Here is a 16489-nt window from a genome sequence, read left to right on the forward strand (position 1 = left end):
ACAAATACGGCTTCCACGGCTGGCCGCGGACCCTCCGCATTTGCGCTTGCGACCGGGCCTCTTGCCCCCGTGCTGGATGATCCCCATCGCAACAAGGAGTAACCCAAATGACCAACCACTACGTCGCCACCGTCCCCGTCAAGTTCACCGACACCGATGGCCAGGAGCGCACCCGTTTTCAGCGCGTGGGTGCGATGTTCCGCAACACCCGCAACGGGGACGGCTCGGAGTTCTTCAGCCTCAAGCTCGACTTCCCGGTCGCGGTCTCGGAGCTGGTGATGTTCCCACCGAGCGCGAAAGATCCCCAGGACTAAATCCTCTGACGAGGATGGGCCGCCCCAGCACGATCTTGGGGCGGCCCGATCCCTGTTCCAGGGATGCCGCGTCCGGCGGTCAGATCGCCCGAGGCGACTTCACGAAGCCGTCGGCCGCTGCGCGTTCAACAGACGCACTCCTCCCGAAATGATCAGGCCGCGACAGACCGGCCAGTCAGCCTCAAGGGGGCCATCCACAAAAACCTATCGGCCAGGGCCTCCCGGTTTTTGCGGCAGAGATTTGGCAAGCCAAATCTGGCCCTCCTTGACCCTGCCTGTCCGCCCTGTCGGTGGGGTTTGCGCCCGCCCGCGGTTCCGTCCGAACACATGCGCGTTCGGCCAGACCCTCGGGCGGGGCTGGTGGACGGGACCCCTAGGACAGGTGGTGCACCCGGTGGTGAGGGCGGCAGAGCCGCGTCCCTGCGGGCCGCGGGGGAAGCGGACACCAAGGCTGCCTGAGACTGAATGCGACGTAAGTATATAATTGACATATCGGTATATTATCGTAAGGTGGGGGCAGCCTTGGTGGAAGGTGGCAGGAAATAGGGGGTCTTTCTTCCGCATGTCCCGAACAAAACGCCTGACAGAGATCGAGAAGATGCAGATCGTCCGCGAGGCCGCGGAGGGTGTGTCGACGTCCGAGCTGGCTGCGAGGTTCGGGGTTACATCGCGCGCCGTGCGCTACGTCCTGAAAGCTGATGCCGAGCGCCAGACCGATACCGCTATTCCGGTCTCAGCAGTCAGTGTGAAGGTCACGGCTGCGGAGCTGGCGGCGCTTGATGAAGTGCTGGCCGCCGCCGGGATCGAGAGCCGTGCCGAGGGGCTGCGGCGGCTCATCCAGGCGGCGGGTGGCGTGTTCGTTCCGGACGCGCAGGTGGCGGCTGAGATGGTGCGCTACAGGGCGTCTCTGCACGAAGTCGGCAATGGAGTCGCGCAGATCGCCAAGCAGATGACGCGGGCCAACCGGCAGGGGCAGGGGGCTGGCCCGGAGTTCACCGAATTGCGCCTCGCGCAGATGCGCGGGCTGGCGCGGTTCATCCTGGATTCTGCCGACGAGATCGACCTGCTTCTACGCCGCCGTCGTGACGCCATGCGGCTGCAGGCCACGACCGCGCTGAGGGAGTTTGCCCATGCGGCTGAATGATGCCGTCCATGCCGTCACGGGCGAGGTCTTCCGGGATGGCTGGAGCCGCGTTCGGGGCTCGATGCAAGGTCTGCATGTCGCCAAGCAGACCCAGCTTGCGCGTGCGGCAGCAGGGCATCGGCCAGCGGTCTTCAAGGCGATCCGGGGCGGGGGCACGCATACCAAATCGCAGCTCGTAAACCAGCTCGATTACCTCACCACCAAGTCCACCCATATCGTGGACAGTAGCGGGTTCCTGGATGGCAAGGCGAAGCTCGAGGCGGGTGACATCAAGGATCTGACCGAGCGCTTTGCCAAGCGGTGGGATGCGGGCTTCAAGCCCAAGCTGGGCCAGACCACCCACATGCTCATGTCCTTCCCCATCGGCACGCGCGGGGAGGATGTGCGCGACATCGCGACGGACGTGGCCGAGCGGTTCTTCCAGACCGACGCGGGGCATTTCGATTACATCATCGCGGTGCATGAAGACCGCGATCACCCCCATGCGCATCTGGTGCTGAACCGCCGCTCGCAGGAAGGCGAGTTCTTCTTTCTGGGGCGCAACCACCGCTTCAACTATGACGACTTCCGCCTCGCCATGGTCGAGGAGGCCGAGAAATACGGCGTGCGACTGGAGGCCACGCGCCGGGTGGATCGCGGCGTGGTACATTACCCAGCCCGCACCAGCGAGGTTTATGCGGCGAAAGAAGAGGGTCGCGCGCCCCGCGAGCGGGAACGTGTAGGGGCCGACTTGACCCGGACGCTGGCAGAGATCGCCAACACCAGAACCGTCTACCATTCGCTTGCCGCAGAGGCCTCCCGGGAGGCCCGGGAAGACATCGCCGCGGCACTCTTCCGCGCGGGCGAGGTGCTTGCGCATGGCGGGCAGGTGGACCGAACAGGAGATGTGTATATGGCCGAAGATCAAAGCTTCGAGGACCTGAGAAGCCTCTATGCCGAGAAGCTCGCGCGGGTGCAGGGCATGATCGCCGAGAAGTCTGACTCGGAACGTCCCGTGCTGGAAAAACGTCTTATCGAGATCCAGACGCAGGTCCAACACATGCAGCCGCTCGGATTGCGTTCGAGCACGCTGTCTGAGGTGCCGTCGGAGGGCGGGGTCTACTCAGAGGCGAATATCGACACCAACCAGCTAGAACGTCTTGCCGAGCCAGGCCTGCGCTCACGGATCGACGCGGCCCTGCGCGGCACGGGGATCAGCACATCGGAGGTGGTGGCCCGGATCGAGACGGGCGCCTCAAATGCAGCGCTCGAGCATCAATGGATCGCCAATGATCTCGCCAAAGTAGCTGAGGCGCGCGATCTTAACCTCGAACGCCGCGCTGATCTGGAACAGGCGCGCGACATTCTCAATGATGTGCATGTTGCGCTCGGCACGCTCTTGGAACGGGAGAACGTGCTGCGCCGGGACGGTGTCGTGGAAGCGGAAACGGTCAGTGAGCGGTTCCATTATCACCGGGACGCGGTCCGGGCGATGGAAGGGACAATCCGTCAGGAAATGCGCGCGGAGGGTCTGACCGCGCAGCAGATCGAGGACCGGGACTGGGAGGTGGTCTCGCGGGCGGAGCGTCGGATCGAGACGGAGCAGCGCGCGTATCTCGAGGCACACCCGGACTTGCTCGCACGTCCCGGCGATGTGATCGACCGGTCTGAGCCCTACAGGGAGACCATCACCGATGCGGCCCGCGCCAGCGAGATCACCCGCGAGGTCGACCGCATCATGGAGGGACGCGACGTCCGCACGCCCGTTGCAGATGCTGTCACGGATGAATTCAGGGAGCGCTATCCGGACATGCCGTCCCACCTCGCCCGCGGGCTTGGCGCGACCTACGCGGCCGTCGCCCGGATACGCGACACGGAGGTCATCAATCAGGTCCGCCGCGAAACCGAGATGCGCGACGGGCTCGGGTCTGGCACGCGCGACGCACTCCTCGCAGCCCGCGGTGAAACTGCTTCGCAGTCTGGCCGTACCGACCGCCTCGCAGACGAGTTTGCGCGTGTCCTGGACCATGAGCGGGCGGGGGAGTTGTCCGCGCCTTTCGAGACCGAGGCGGAGCGGGACGCTTTCCGAACCGAGATCGCGCGGGTGCTGGATGACCGTCAACTTGAGCGGCTCACATCCGGTGATGCCGATGCGCTGGAAAAGGTTCTCGAGGACCGCCTCGACCGGCTCTATGTCGCCAAGGTCTATCTGCAATCCGATGCCGCGACGGCCAACACGGAGGCCTTGCGCCAGGTGGTCGATGATCTTGCCGACACCGAATACGAAAAACACCGCGCGACAGACGTGGATGGCGAGACCGTGCGGGGTCAGGTCCATTGAGCGCCTCCATGGGAAAAGCGCGGATCGCCACAGGGGTCTTTCTGGTGACGCTGGTGACCGGGGCCATGGGCTATACCATCGCCTCGGCGGTGCTGACCTATCAGGATCTCGGCTTCGGGGCAGAGATCGACTTTGCCTATATCGCGCAGAACTATCTGGCGATCCTCGATCGCCGCCCCGAGGACGCCCAACTTATTCACCTGATCATCGGCAGCTTCGCCGCCGCCGGCCTGATGCTGAGCCTCGCCCTCTCGGGCTCCGCCCTGACACGCTTTGGCCAGACCCATTGGCAGAGTGCGCGCGAGATGAAGGCCAATGGGTTCTTCGGGGCGCCCGGGACCGGGTTCATCCTCGGCAAGCTGGGACCGCCGGGCTCCCGCGCCAATTACATATGCTCGAAGGTTTTTCCGCATGCGCTGATCGTGGCGCCCACGGGCCGCGGCAAGACCACGGGCTTCGTCATTCCGAACCTGTTGACCTGGCAAGGCTCCGCCGTGACGCTCGATGTGAAGGGCGAGTGTTTCGAGGCCACGGCCCGGCACCGCGCCGCCCAAGGCGACAAGGTCTATCGCTTTGCCCCCACCGATTGGGAGGGCAAGCGCACGCATCGTTACAACCCGCTCCTGCGCATCTTCGAGCTGAAAGATCCCGCGCGCCAGCAGATGGAACTGCAGCTCCTGGCGACGCTGTTCCTGCAGAGCGACAATGACCGGGTGCAGGGCCTCCTCAAGGGCGGGATCGATCTCTTCGTGGCGGCAGGCTTGTTGGCCTTCCAGCGCAAGCGCCCCACCTTGGGCGAGATCTACCGCATCGCGGCCTCGGGTGGGAACAAGCAGAAGGAATACTTCGCGCGGGGGCACGAGGTCGACAACAGGGCCGCCAAACTGATCTTCACGCGGCTCGCTTCGACCAATAACGACACGCTGACCTCCTATGTCTCGCTCCTGATGACCTCGGGGCTCGACCAATGGCAAAACCCTGCCATCGATGAGGCGACGGCGGTGTCGGACTTTGACTTCCGAACGATCCGCAAGAAGCCCTTTTCGGTCTATCTCGTGGTCCAGCCGCTGATGGTGAAGCCGCTCGCGCCGCTGATCCGGCTGTTTTTCTCCGACCTGCTCTCGGCCATGCAGGAAAAGGATCCCGGGCCAGACGAGCCGTGGCCAGTGATGATCATGCTCGACGAGTTCAACCGTCTCGGCAAGATGCCCATCGTGGTCGAGAGCATCGAGACCCTGCGGACCTATCGCGGCCACCTGGCCGTCGTGACACAAACCATCCCCGCCCTCGATGAAATCTATGGCGAAAACACCCGCCGTGCGCTGCAGGGCAACGCGGGCGTGAAGCTCTACCTCACGCCCTCGGATGAGAAGACAGTCGAGGAATTGAGCAAGGCGGTCGGCAAGACCACGAAAACCGTCGTCACGCGCTCCCAATCCATCGGCAAGAACCCCTTCGAGGGCCGCAGCCAATCCACCCGGACCGAAGAAAGTTCACTGCTCCCCGAAGATGAGGCGCGCCGCTTGCCGCTCGATGAAATCGTCATGGTGATCGATGCGCAGATGCCCGTCCGTGCGAAGCGGATCCGGTATTTTGACGACCGGCTGTTCAAGGCGATCCATGATGCGCAGTCGGGGGAGTTGCCGTTTCCCGAACCGGGGGGAGGGGGGGCGCAAGGCACGCTGCCGCTGAGTATGCGCGCCATGCCGATGACACAGCCGCCAGACGGGTCAGGCGGATCCGAGGCCGCCCGCGAGGCTGCTGACGGCCAGTGGTCAGGGCAAACCGATGTCGCCCCAAAGAAGACAGCGCCTGTCGTTCAAGCTGTGATCGCAGAGGAACAACGACAGATGGAGATGGATTTTGCGGCGCAGGTGCGTTCTGATGATCCTATAAGGGAGGAGGGAGACGATCAGCTAAGGACCGCCGTGGATCGGTTGGGCGAGCTGGAGTCGAATATGAGAGAATGTCTTTGAGGCGGTTGGTGTGTCTTTGGGGGAATGATATCTTGAAAATACGAAGGTAGAAAAGACGCAACAAGAACTGTATGGCAACACTTTCAGATACCAGTATCATGGTGCAAAAATATAACTGCACCGAATTGGCTGAATGTGGCTCACTGTGCTTTCTGTATTGAGGATATCCGGCGGTTTTTGGGAGTGAAGCAGACAGCATGTATTACCTTGATGGCCTGGCGAGCTGGCCAATGCGTCCGGAAGCCAAAGACGCACTCATAGAAGCACTGGCCCAACCCGGAAATGCGAACTCCAATCACGTTGCCGGCTGGCAGGCCAGCAGTCTCTACGAAAAAGGAAGAAGGGCAGTCGCTGATCTCATCGGCGCTGCGCCGAACGAGATATTCATAACCTCCGGCGCTACGGAGGCAAATGCGCTCGCGATCATAGGGGCTGCGCGCACCCTTGCGGGTCAGGTTCCAAGTAGAAACAAAATCATTCTGTCCGCGCTGGAACACGACGCGGTTCGACGTCCTGCAGAAGCGCTGCGCGAGCTGGGCTTCGAGGTTCCGGTGTGTCCTGTCGGAGCAAGTGGTTCGATTTGCCTGGAAAGTTTGGAAGCTCTTTTAGGCGAGACCACACTGCTCGTCAGCACGATGCTTGCAAGTAACTTGACAGGTGTGATCCAACCAATTGAAAAGATAAGTGAAATGGCGCATGCAGTCGGTGCGCTCATGCATGTCGATGCTGCACAGGCAGCGGGCAAGCATCCGATCGACGTATTCGATCTCGGCGCCGACTACCTCAGCTTGTCGGCTCACAAATTTGGGGGACCACAGGGTGTCGGTGCACTGTTCGTTGCCGCCAACGCCCCAAAGCCATCCGAGCTGACATCCGCAAGACCGTTGGAAGAGTACCTGAGCGGAACGCAACCTGCCGCGATGGTCGCGTCGATGGGCCGTGCAGCTGAGATATCGGCTCAGAACATGGCGCGAGAGTCCGTCCACAGCAGGGGTCTGATAACCATGTTCGAAGAGCAACTCTCTGGCAACGGATTGCGAGTGGAGCGGCTTTTCCCATCAAGTCCGGCGGTTCCCGGGGCCGCCGCATTCATTATCAACACGCCGGCGAGCTCAGATCTGATCGACAGTCTGAACACCAAAGTATGTCTTTCGAATGCGTCTGCCTGCCATTCCGGTTCTTTGCAGCCTTCACCGGTTCTTTCCGCGCTGCATCTCACTCATGACGAGCAGAAACGCTTCCTGCGCATAGGTGTCGGGTGGTGGCTTTCTGAAGACGATATTGGCTCGGCGACGGCGATCATGGCCGGCGCAGTGGAGAAAGTCCTCCTTGCTACTGGTGAGCTTCACCAGTAGCATAGGCTTATGGCCGATGTATTTGACAATTGGTCCGGCAAACCGCAATTCGCCGGGCACGAAACATTCCCGCTGCGCATCCTTTGGTTGCGCAAAGCATATGACGCGGTTCGGGGCGGCGCCCCGCTGACCGTGTTCAAGGACGACGAAGCCATCTCCCGGTTCGGCGTTGGCCGAAACATGGCTGTTTCGATGCGATTTTGGGCGCAAGCCGCGGAAGTAATCCAACTCGACGGCAAGGAGCTAAAGCCCGATGATTTGGGTGACCTGCTCTTCGGCGAGAACGGATTTGACCCTTTTCTGGAGCATCCAACCTCACTGTGGCTCATCCATTGGAAGCTTGCATCGGTACCGGAGCACACCACAACTTTCTACTATTGTTTCAACGGGTTATTTGGTCATGAGTTTCGATCGACGGATTTGGTGGATGCCATCGAGAAGTTGATCGAGCAAAAGGGATGGCGTGGTGCTCACAAGACCATCCAGAACGACGTCACGGTCTTTCTGCGGAGCTACTGCAGCCGACCGAGCGGGGCGATGGATGACGCTGCGGAACCCTTGCTGGCTGAACTAGCGTTGATCCAGGAAACTGGCTCGAGCGGATGGTACGAATTCTCGGTTGGCCCAAAGCCGAACCTTCACGACGCCCTCTTCGCCTACGCCTTGGACGCCTACTGGACTCGGGCGCACGACAACCGCGCGACGCTCGCTGCGGAATTGATCTGCCACGACGCCGGCAGTCCCGGACGGGTGTTCAAGATGGACGAAGACAGCGTCATCGAGCGGCTGATGCGGATCGACGAAAGCACTGGTGGTGCCTTCGTCTGGACGGATACGGCTGGCCTGCGACAGGTCCAACGCAATCGGCGTCCTCACACGGATGCTCTGCTGCATCGCGCATTTGGCGAGATCGCGCGCCGCGGAAAGGTTGCATGATATGGTGCCTGATACGCTCTCAGACAAAGTCAGACTAAACGGCCGGTTCGTGCGAAGTGCACGGATCGACATGGACCTGACCGGGACGCCGCCCCTTCAAGGCTATGTTCTCCAGGCCAGTACCGAAAAATCGCTCCTCGCGATGGCCGCATCGCTATCGGAGGGAGCACAAAGCGCTTTTACCTGGACCGGACCCTACGGCGGCGGCAAGTCGAGTACAGCATTGCTTTTGGGTAACCTTGTTGCCGGTTCCAAGGAAGGAAAGTCTCTCGCTCGGAAGATCGCCGGGCCGAAACTGTCAAAGGCAATTGAGAAAGCCTTCGATCCCCGCTTGGGCAATTGGGCTGTTATTCCGGTTACCGGAAGCCGTGTTAGCCTCAGACAGGCGGTCGCCGAGAAAATCGCAGAGCGATACAGGTGGACCCGCGCACAAAAGGAACGCGCGACCAAGAGCGACGGCCAACTCATCCAAGACATATCTGAGCACGCCAGTCAGGGACCAATTGTTCTGGTTCTGGATGAATTGGGAAAGTTCCTCGAAGCCGCGGCCGATAAAGACCACGATGCGCACCTCCTACAGGATCTGGCTGAGGTAAGTGCCAGAAGCGACGGTCGTTTCGTTGTGATCGGAATCTTGCATCAGGCATTTGAGGCATATGCGGACAAGCTCGCTTCGAGCGCCCGTCTCGAATGGGCCAAGATCCAGGGGCGGTTCCAGGATCTGTCCTTCCTTTCTGCAAGTGATGAGACGGTCAGGTTGCTCGGGCGGGCAATCGATACGGATGAGAACCCTGGCACAGCGGAAGCGCAGGCAAGAAGTTTGGCAACATTCGTCGCCTCAAATCGACCGACGGACGAAGCGGAGCTGACCGAGGCGCTTGCGCAGACCTGGCCTTTGAACCCGATTTGCGCCTTGTTGCTTGGCGGGATCACACGCCGAAGCTTTGGTCAGAACGAGCGCAGCATCTTCGGATTCCTGGCGTCCGAAGAACCCGGGGGGTTTCGCGAATTCCTTAAGTCGACACCGGCAACCTCAGGGGAAACCTTCGACCCCGATCGTCTCTGGGACTATCTTCAGTCGAACTTTGGTCTTGCTCTTGCGGCTGGTCCGTTGGGGCCGCAGATGACGCTCGCGGCGGAGGCAATCGAGAAAGCGAACGTGCTCGGAACCGACCTGCACGTGAGGCTGGCGAAGTCAGCCGCGCTCATTGAGATCTTCAAGAACGGGACTGGGTTGGCCGTCGACCAGGCTGCCCTTTTGATCGCAGTTCCGGGGAGCAGCGTCCCTGATATCACGGGTGCACTCGATGAGCTATGTGACTGGGGAGTTTTGCTTCGCCAGAAGCGCGTGGGTGGGTATGCGTTATTCTCCGGCAGCGATTTTGACCTCGATGCGGCTCTTGAGAGATTTGGCGGTCGGACCACCTCCTCAGATCTTTCCCAAGTCGCCGCAAAAGCCGGCTTCGACCACATTGTCGCTAAACGACATTACTTCGATTGCGGCGTACTGCGAACCTTTGCGTTGCACGTAGAGTGCCTGGGTGAGCACTTCGATCCAAATGAGTTCAAGCGTACCGTAGGTCGCAAGGCGTCGGCAGTTAGTGGTGTCATGGTGATGGCCATCGCGCCCCAAGACGCGCGCTCGCCAGACATCGAAGCGATGATGGATGAGATTGTTCGGATTCTAAGGCGTACGGGCGTCGTAAGCGCAGTCTCTTTGGTCGGAGATGGGAAGCGCTTGATCGAAGATGCAGGCGACCTGGCGGCGTTGGCTCAAGTTCAAAAGCAAGTACCGCAGATAGCCGGAGATAGGATCGCGCGACGGGGAATCCGTGCGCGTGAGGCATTGCTGCGCAATCGCTCGAACGTCGAACTCCAGCGCCTTATGCTGTCGAGCCAATGGCAAATCCTGGGGACAAACGACTCCGATGTAGTGCTCTCTTTGTCCGCTGCGGCATCGCGCTTGGCTGACACTGCCTATCACTCGACACCAATCATTCACAGCGAACTGCTGCAAAAGGACAGACCTTCCTCGAGCGCTGCGGCCGCTCTTCGAGCCCTTAGCCATGCCATGGTGAAAAACCCGGATCAGAAAAACCTTGGCTTCGAAGGGTTTCCCGCTGCATTCGGTCTCTACCTCACAACCCTGACCCCGAATGGTCTGCACCGAAAATCCAAGTCGGGCTACGGTTTTGCTGATCCAGATAGGACCATGACCGGTGCTTCCCTGAAGCCAGCCTGGAAGGTTTTGCACTCGAAAAAGGAGCAGTCGCTGGCGGAAGTCTATGAGGTCTGGCGGGGCGTGCCCTTTGGCATGAAGATCGGCGTGATGCCGGTTCTAGCGCTCGCATTCATGCTCGCAAATCGGCAGACCTATGCTGTCTACCAAGACGGTCGCTTTGTGGCGGATCTCGATGACATCTTTGTCGACAGGATGCTTCAGGATCCTTCGGCCATTGTGCTGCGGCCCGCTGGACGTTCTGAGCACCATCTGGCGTTCTTATCCCGGCTTGCGGAAGGGCTGGGCCTGTCTGATGCATCTGCACTTACGGTTGCAAGCGCGGCCTTCCAGCGGATCGAGGCTCTGAGCGACTTTGCCAAGCGCACCAATCTCGTCTCTGCCGACACGCGAAAGATACGCGATGCAATCCGGCACGCAGACGATCCCGAAACACTGCTCTTCGAAACGCTTCCCGGCCTGAATATCAAAGGTGATCTAGTTGAAAAGACTGTCGCTGCGATTGAAGAGTGTGAGGCGGCCTATGATGGCCTCGCTAAAGATCTGCGGCAAGCGTTGGCGCATTCCATCGGAGTTCCGAGTGACACCTTTGCCGGAAGCCTTGAACGCGCAGAGTCCATCAAGGGATTGAGCTCAGACCTGAAGTTCGAGGCTTTTGCGGCGCGTGTTGGGGAGATTGAAGCCGGGACCGGCAGCCTAGAGGCAGTGGCCGGAACTCTGCAGCCGAAGCCCATGCGCGACTGGTCCGACCGCAACCGCGAAGGGGCTTTGTCTGAGGTAGCAAGGCTTGGGCGCCGCTTCAGGCAGGCCGAAGCCGTGGCGTTGATGCGCGACCGAAAATCAAACACGGAAGCGATCGCTCTCATTGTAGGCGTGGATCCGAAGCAGCCGCCAATCCTTCAGAGTTTCGAACTCAGCGAAAACGAAAAAGAAACTGCAAGCAAGCTTGCGGACCAGATCATTCGGAATCTTGGCCAAAGTGAACATGGGCATGAACTCGCGTTGGCCGCTCTCGCTCGGGCTGTTGCGGCGCTCACCGATAATATGGACAAGATTGAAACATGACCAACGAACGACACATTCTCGGGATATCGGGCGGCCGCGATAGTGCGGCCTTGGCCGTCTATATGCGACAGAACCACCCAGACATCGACATGGAGTACTTCTTCACCGACACAGGGAAGGAACTGCCAGAGGTCTATGACTTTCTGAACAGGCTCGAGGGGTTCCTTGGCAAGCGGATCAATCGGCTGAACCCAGATCGGGATTTCGATTTCTGGCTGGCGGAGTATGGGCATTTCTTGCCGTCGGCCAAGACCCGTTGGTGCACACGGCAACTAAAGCTGAGACCGTTGAACCTGTGGCTGCGTGACGACCTGGAAAAGGGCGTAGTCGTCCACTCCTACGTTGCTATCCGGGCCGATGAACCAAATCGGACTGGCTACAAGTCACAGCATCCAAACATGTTGGTGCGCTTTCCTCTTCGGGACGCCGGCATCGACAAGGCCGGTGTCGTCGATTTGCTGAAAGACACTGACATCGGCGAGCCAGAATACTATCGCTGGCGGTCCAGGTCCGGATGCACCTTCTGCTTCTTCCAGCAGAAGATAGAATGGGTGCGCCTGATGGAAGAGCACCCCAAAGCGTTCGAAGAAGCACGTGCATATGAAAAGACGGCTGAGGAACATGGATCCCCGTTCACCTGGAGCGATGGTGAAAGCTTAGACGACCTCGCCAAACCTGAACGTGTTGAGGCGATCAAGGCGGACTACGAAAAGCGCCGGGCCCGCGCCATGCGCGCCGTGCGGCCCAACCCACTGTCAGCGCGCTCCGAGCCGTCGATCGACGAGATTTTTGGTGTCTTTGAGGGAAATTCATGTGTTGTTTGTCACAAATAGTCTCCAGGCCCATTAGCATATAGATTCGCGGCACGGTGCTTCGACAAGGGGCGAGAAAGGCAGTATTTGTTTAAAGTAACGGCAAGAACAGTTTTGGAACTCGGCTCCGAGCTTATCAGTTCGGACGTGATCGCGTTTTATGAACTTATCAAGAACGGGTTTGACGCGCGAACCGAGAACGGCGTTGAGGTGCGCTTTGATGTTGTGCTTGGTCTGCGAAGCTTCAGCTCGCTTCGCAATCGCTCGAAAGAGCAAGAAGTCCCGCTGCAAAATCTCAAGGAGCGTTGCCTGTCCGAGCTGAACTCAGCTGCCACAACGATCTATGACAAAGCGCAAAAGTTGATTGCTGCCGCAGACTCTTATGATCAACTTTCTAAAGCGTTGAACGAGGTCTATTCGCTTAACACGATCCGCGTCATTGATACTGGCACTGGGATGTCGGCGACGGATCTGGAAGACAAATTTCTGGTCATTGGTACACCCTCACGAAAGATCGCCGTAGAGAAGTCCGTTGCCGAAGGGCAGAAAAAGCCTGATTTTCTCGGCGAGAAAGGCTTGGGTCGGTTGTCAGCAATGCGATTGGGTGGAACGCTCTCTATCGAAACCGCGCGAAAGAAAGACACGAAACTCAATCACCTATCGATCGATTGGCGGGCGTTTGAAGACGTCAATAAGATGATCGAAGACATAGATATCAAGGCAAGTACGTCTGGCGCAAAGCCATCGCCAAACTACTCCGGAACTGTTCTTACTATCTCAGAGCTAACATCCGATTGGAACGAAGGCCGGATCAAACAGTTGGCCGCTGAAGATTTTGCTTTTCTGACCAATCCCCTTGCAGATAGCAGAAATCGACCACGAATTGCATTGGTATGGAATGGTGAGCGCATCCCAGTTCCTATGCTTGGAAAGAGCTTTCTCAAGCTCGCCCACGCCAGCATTTGGGGGGCATACACGTTAGGAGAAAGCGGACCCCAGCTTACCCTGAACTTGAAACTCAGAGAGTTAGGTTTTGAGCACCCAGTTGTCGAAGAGGAGCTAAGGTTCGGGGAGAAGGACCTGTTTGCAATGATACGCGGCCGGGACGAGGCGATTCCAGAGGATGCGTTGACTGACTTGGGTCCATTCACCTTCGAGGCGCATTGGTACAACAGGCGCCGTGTTAAGGCGGAGGGTGGGATGGATCGCGAGCAGATCCTGAAGCTACACCGTCAATGGACCGGGATCAGAATGTATCGCGATGACTTTCGGGTCTATCCGTATGGGCAAGAAAAGGATGACTGGCTCGGACTTGATCGTGAAGCTCTTATGGCCAGAGGATACCTCCTCAACAAGATTCAGCTTGTCGGTCAAGTCGACGTCAGTCGAAGCGCGAATCCCGGTCTCGTAGATCAAACCAATCGGGAGGGCCTGAGAGAGACCCACGAACAGCAAGCGATGCTGAGGATTGTTCAGTTCTCTATTCAAGACCAATTGCGCAACGCGATGAGGCGTGCGGAGACCAAATACAAGACCAAGCGTGCAAAACCAGTGGAAGCAAAGACAGAGATCGCAAGGCTCGAGACGAGAGCGCAGAAGGCAATCAGCAATTTGCGTTCAGTAACGACCAACCAAGAACGCGAAACGATAGAAGAACTACAACAAACATTGCTCGAGCTGACGGAGCTCGCAAAGATCTTGAGAGAACGTAACGCCGAGGTCGAGGGCGATGCGAAGCTAATGCAAGACATGGCCGGCATTGGACTACTGGTCGAAATCGTCGCTCACGAACTCGCACGCACCTCAGAGCATGCTTTGGAGCGCATTCGGGAAATTCGAAGCACGGCAACGTCGGACGAAGTCGTAACAGGCTTGGATGGGTTGGCGGCTTCGATGAAGAGCATTCACAAGAGACTGCGCATTCTGGACCCATTGAGTGTAAGCGGGCGACAAGCACCCGAGACTTTTTCGCTTACCCAGCTCATCAGCGAGACCCTTGAGGATCATCAGACTCAGTTTAGTAGGCACGAAATTCATCTCAAGTATGAACCGCCAAAAGACCGCTTCATGACCAAGACGGTCAAAGGCTATGTTGTGCAGATATTCGAGAACCTACTTGCGAATTCCGTCTACTGGTTGAGCCTAGAAAAAGAGAAGTCGCCTCTGTTCGAACCTCAGATCAGTGTCAGCATTGTCGGCTCTCCGACCAGAATCATATTTTCTGACAATGGCCCGGGGATCGACCCTGAACATAAAGATCGCATCTTTGATATGTTCTTCTCCTTAAAAGAGAGCAAGAAACGGCGCGGCTTAGGTCTTTACATCGCCAAGGCCAACGCCGTCGCAGCAGGTGGATCACTCGAGCTACAAGAGGAGCCGGTAAATGATTTCGGGCGCCTGAATACATTTGAGTATTGTATTTCGGAACAAACCTAATGGATATCCAACATAACGGCGTTGCTACAGCAATAATTGTCGATGACGGTGTAGATCCGTCACCCCTAGTGTCCGACCTTGGAAATGTGGATGATGAATGGTCGGTTTTCTGGGCTGATTTGACAGCCGAGGACAAAGCGTTGCTCGATGAGATCTACCCCGAGCACAAGGATCTCGATGCGGAAGCGCTGATCAAAGACCAGACCTTCGTCACGCTAGCGTTTGAACGACGGGAGGAATTTTCTGGTAACGCTCTCGGCAACGTGTTTGAGGCATTCCTCGGAAATCAACAGCAAGTCCGGAAATTCATCGACGCTGCGGCCGCGAAGCTTGATGGCATCGGCTTGAAAGTAAGCGAAGTCGGTAGGGATTTCGTTACCGCTGCAAAAGAGGCCGATCTTATTATTGTCGATCTGTTTCTTGGGTCTGAGCAAGCGGAGGGTGATAAGGAGCGATCCATCAGCGGCTTGAAAGAGATCTTGAAGGATCGGGCCGGCAACCCGCCTATGGTGATATTGACCTCTGCACACAACAGCCTCCATGACCTTCGCCATGAGTTTCGCGACAAGACGGGGCTACTGGCGTCCGGCTTCAGGACCATCAAAAAGTCGGAAATCGAAGAGGACGGGCTCCTTGAGCAGCTTGTCTTCGAATTGTCCGAGCATCGAGGAGATGCGCTGAAGCTGTGGGCGTTCCTGAAATCCTGGGAGACCGGCATCTCACAAGCGCTGCAACGAGCGCAAAGTGAAGTTCGGAAGCTCGATCTCGAAGATCTTTCTCACGTGAAACAGATGCTATCGTCAGAAGGAGTGCCGTTGGGTGGCTACATGGTCGATATTATGGATGCAGTGCTGGCACATGAACTGGAGGCGGAACAAGGCGTTATCGACGCGGCGATCGCGCTCAACTCGCTAGAAGCGACGTCCTTTCCCCCGAATTCAATCACGGGAAACAAGAACACGCTTGAGGTTGTTCGTAAGACACTGTTTGTAAATAAAAAAAGAAGGCAACTTGATCCGAGTGGCGGCTTTCCAGTTTCCTTGGGCGACATCCTTGCGATTTCACCAGACGCTGACGGGCCCGATGTTCGGAACGGCACAATTTTCGAGGGCGAAGAGCGACGCGTCTTCCTCGTACTGACGCCTTTGTGCGACCTTGTGCGGGATCCACCGAAGGCCAAGCGTGTCCTATTGCTCGCAGGCACCTTTCACGATCACGGGGCGCTCAGCTTCAAAGCTGTAGCCAATGGAGTCCATACCCCTGTCTTGGATCTGAATGAGGAACTGCGCGGTATCGTTAAATGGGACTTGAAGCATATCGAGACGATTGGGAGCGACGCGCTCACCAATCTTCTGCCGCCGCACGGCTCGTGTTTTGTCCCTGCGAGGTTGAAGGAGCATACGGCAATTGCGCTGCAGCAAAAGTTACTCAGTGACTTGGGTCGGGTTGGAGAACTGAAAACCATGCCATCGATGTTCCCGATTCGGTGTGTGGTGTATTTCACGAACAGCCACCGCGAACTTGTGCCATTGGCAACGAACCTCGATGGAATTCTGGTAGGTGAGAGCTCTAATAGGCTCGCGTTCGACGCTGCGCACAGGTTTGGCTTTATGAAAGAGGTCCGGGCGGCAATCGCAGAGGTCTACGAAACTAGCAGGGCGAAACTCCAATCGACCTTGGCTCCAAGCGCGTTGGACGCTCTGTTCACAACGGGTGTTGAATACAAGTCAGATGCCAAGCCGAAGCCCTGCAAAGTACCGGGTGATGGTGCGAGCGTCGAAATTGGCAAGATCATCATCAACGAATCTGCTCAAGACGCCTTTCAGGATGTCAACCAACATCAGGGAGCCGGTTTGATCTTCGAACTGAGTGAAGGACCAGCGAATGTCTAG

The 16489-nt window shown here is 58.1% G+C and carries 10 protein-coding genes; all 10 read left to right on the forward strand.

The window, feature by feature from the left end:
• The first annotated feature begins 107 nt into the window (after positions 1-107).
• The 10 genes from J4E08_RS19650 to J4E08_RS19695 all read left to right on the forward strand — a co-directional run bounded on the left by J4E08_RS19650 (position 108) and on the right by J4E08_RS19695 (position 16489).
• A complete protein-coding gene (locus tag J4E08_RS19650) occupies positions 108-314 on the forward strand; it encodes a hypothetical protein (protein ID WP_007120662.1) in 207 nt (68 codons plus the stop codon).
• Between the two features lie 562 nt (positions 315-876).
• Positions 877-1458 (forward strand): helix-turn-helix domain-containing protein, encoded by a 582-nt coding sequence (locus J4E08_RS19655; protein ID WP_349539926.1) that lies wholly within the window; start codon positions 877-879, stop codon positions 1456-1458.
• Positions 1445-3778 (forward strand): relaxase/mobilization nuclease domain-containing protein, encoded by a 2334-nt coding sequence (locus J4E08_RS19660; RefSeq protein WP_349539927.1) that lies wholly within the window; start codon positions 1445-1447, stop codon positions 3776-3778. Before J4E08_RS19655 ends, J4E08_RS19660 begins: the two co-directional genes overlap by 14 nt.
• 8 nt (positions 3779-3786) lie before the next feature.
• Entirely contained in the window at positions 3787-5754 is a 1968-nt protein-coding gene (locus tag J4E08_RS19665) for a type IV secretory system conjugative DNA transfer family protein (RefSeq protein WP_349539928.1), read from the forward strand.
• Between the two features lie 197 nt (positions 5755-5951).
• Complete coding sequence (locus J4E08_RS19670) at positions 5952-7109, forward strand: cysteine desulfurase family protein (RefSeq protein ID WP_349539929.1); 1158 nt, start codon at positions 5952-5954, stop codon at positions 7107-7109.
• Positions 7110-7118: 9 nt separating this feature from the next.
• Entirely contained in the window at positions 7119-8045 is a 927-nt protein-coding gene (locus J4E08_RS19675; protein WP_349539930.1) for a DUF4007 family protein, read from the forward strand.
• A gap of 70 nt (positions 8046-8115) precedes the next feature.
• Positions 8116-11349, forward strand: coding sequence for a hypothetical protein (locus J4E08_RS19680; RefSeq protein WP_349539931.1), 3234 nt, complete (start codon positions 8116-8118; stop codon positions 11347-11349).
• On the forward strand, positions 11346-12182 hold the full coding sequence (locus J4E08_RS19685; RefSeq protein WP_349539932.1) for a phosphoadenosine phosphosulfate reductase family protein: 837 nt from the start codon (positions 11346-11348) through the stop codon (positions 12180-12182). The genes J4E08_RS19680 and J4E08_RS19685 overlap by 4 nt, the downstream gene beginning before the upstream one ends.
• A gap of 93 nt (positions 12183-12275) precedes the next feature.
• Positions 12276-14597, forward strand: coding sequence for a sensor histidine kinase (locus J4E08_RS19690; protein WP_349539933.1), 2322 nt, complete (start codon positions 12276-12278; stop codon positions 14595-14597).
• Positions 14597-16489 (forward strand): hypothetical protein, encoded by a 1893-nt coding sequence (locus J4E08_RS19695; protein ID WP_349539934.1) that lies wholly within the window; start codon positions 14597-14599, stop codon positions 16487-16489. Before J4E08_RS19690 ends, J4E08_RS19695 begins: the two co-directional genes overlap by 1 nt.

The organism is Sagittula sp. NFXS13 (assembly GCF_040148795.1).
Classification (GTDB): Bacteria; Pseudomonadota; Alphaproteobacteria; order Rhodobacterales; family Rhodobacteraceae; genus Sagittula; species Sagittula marina.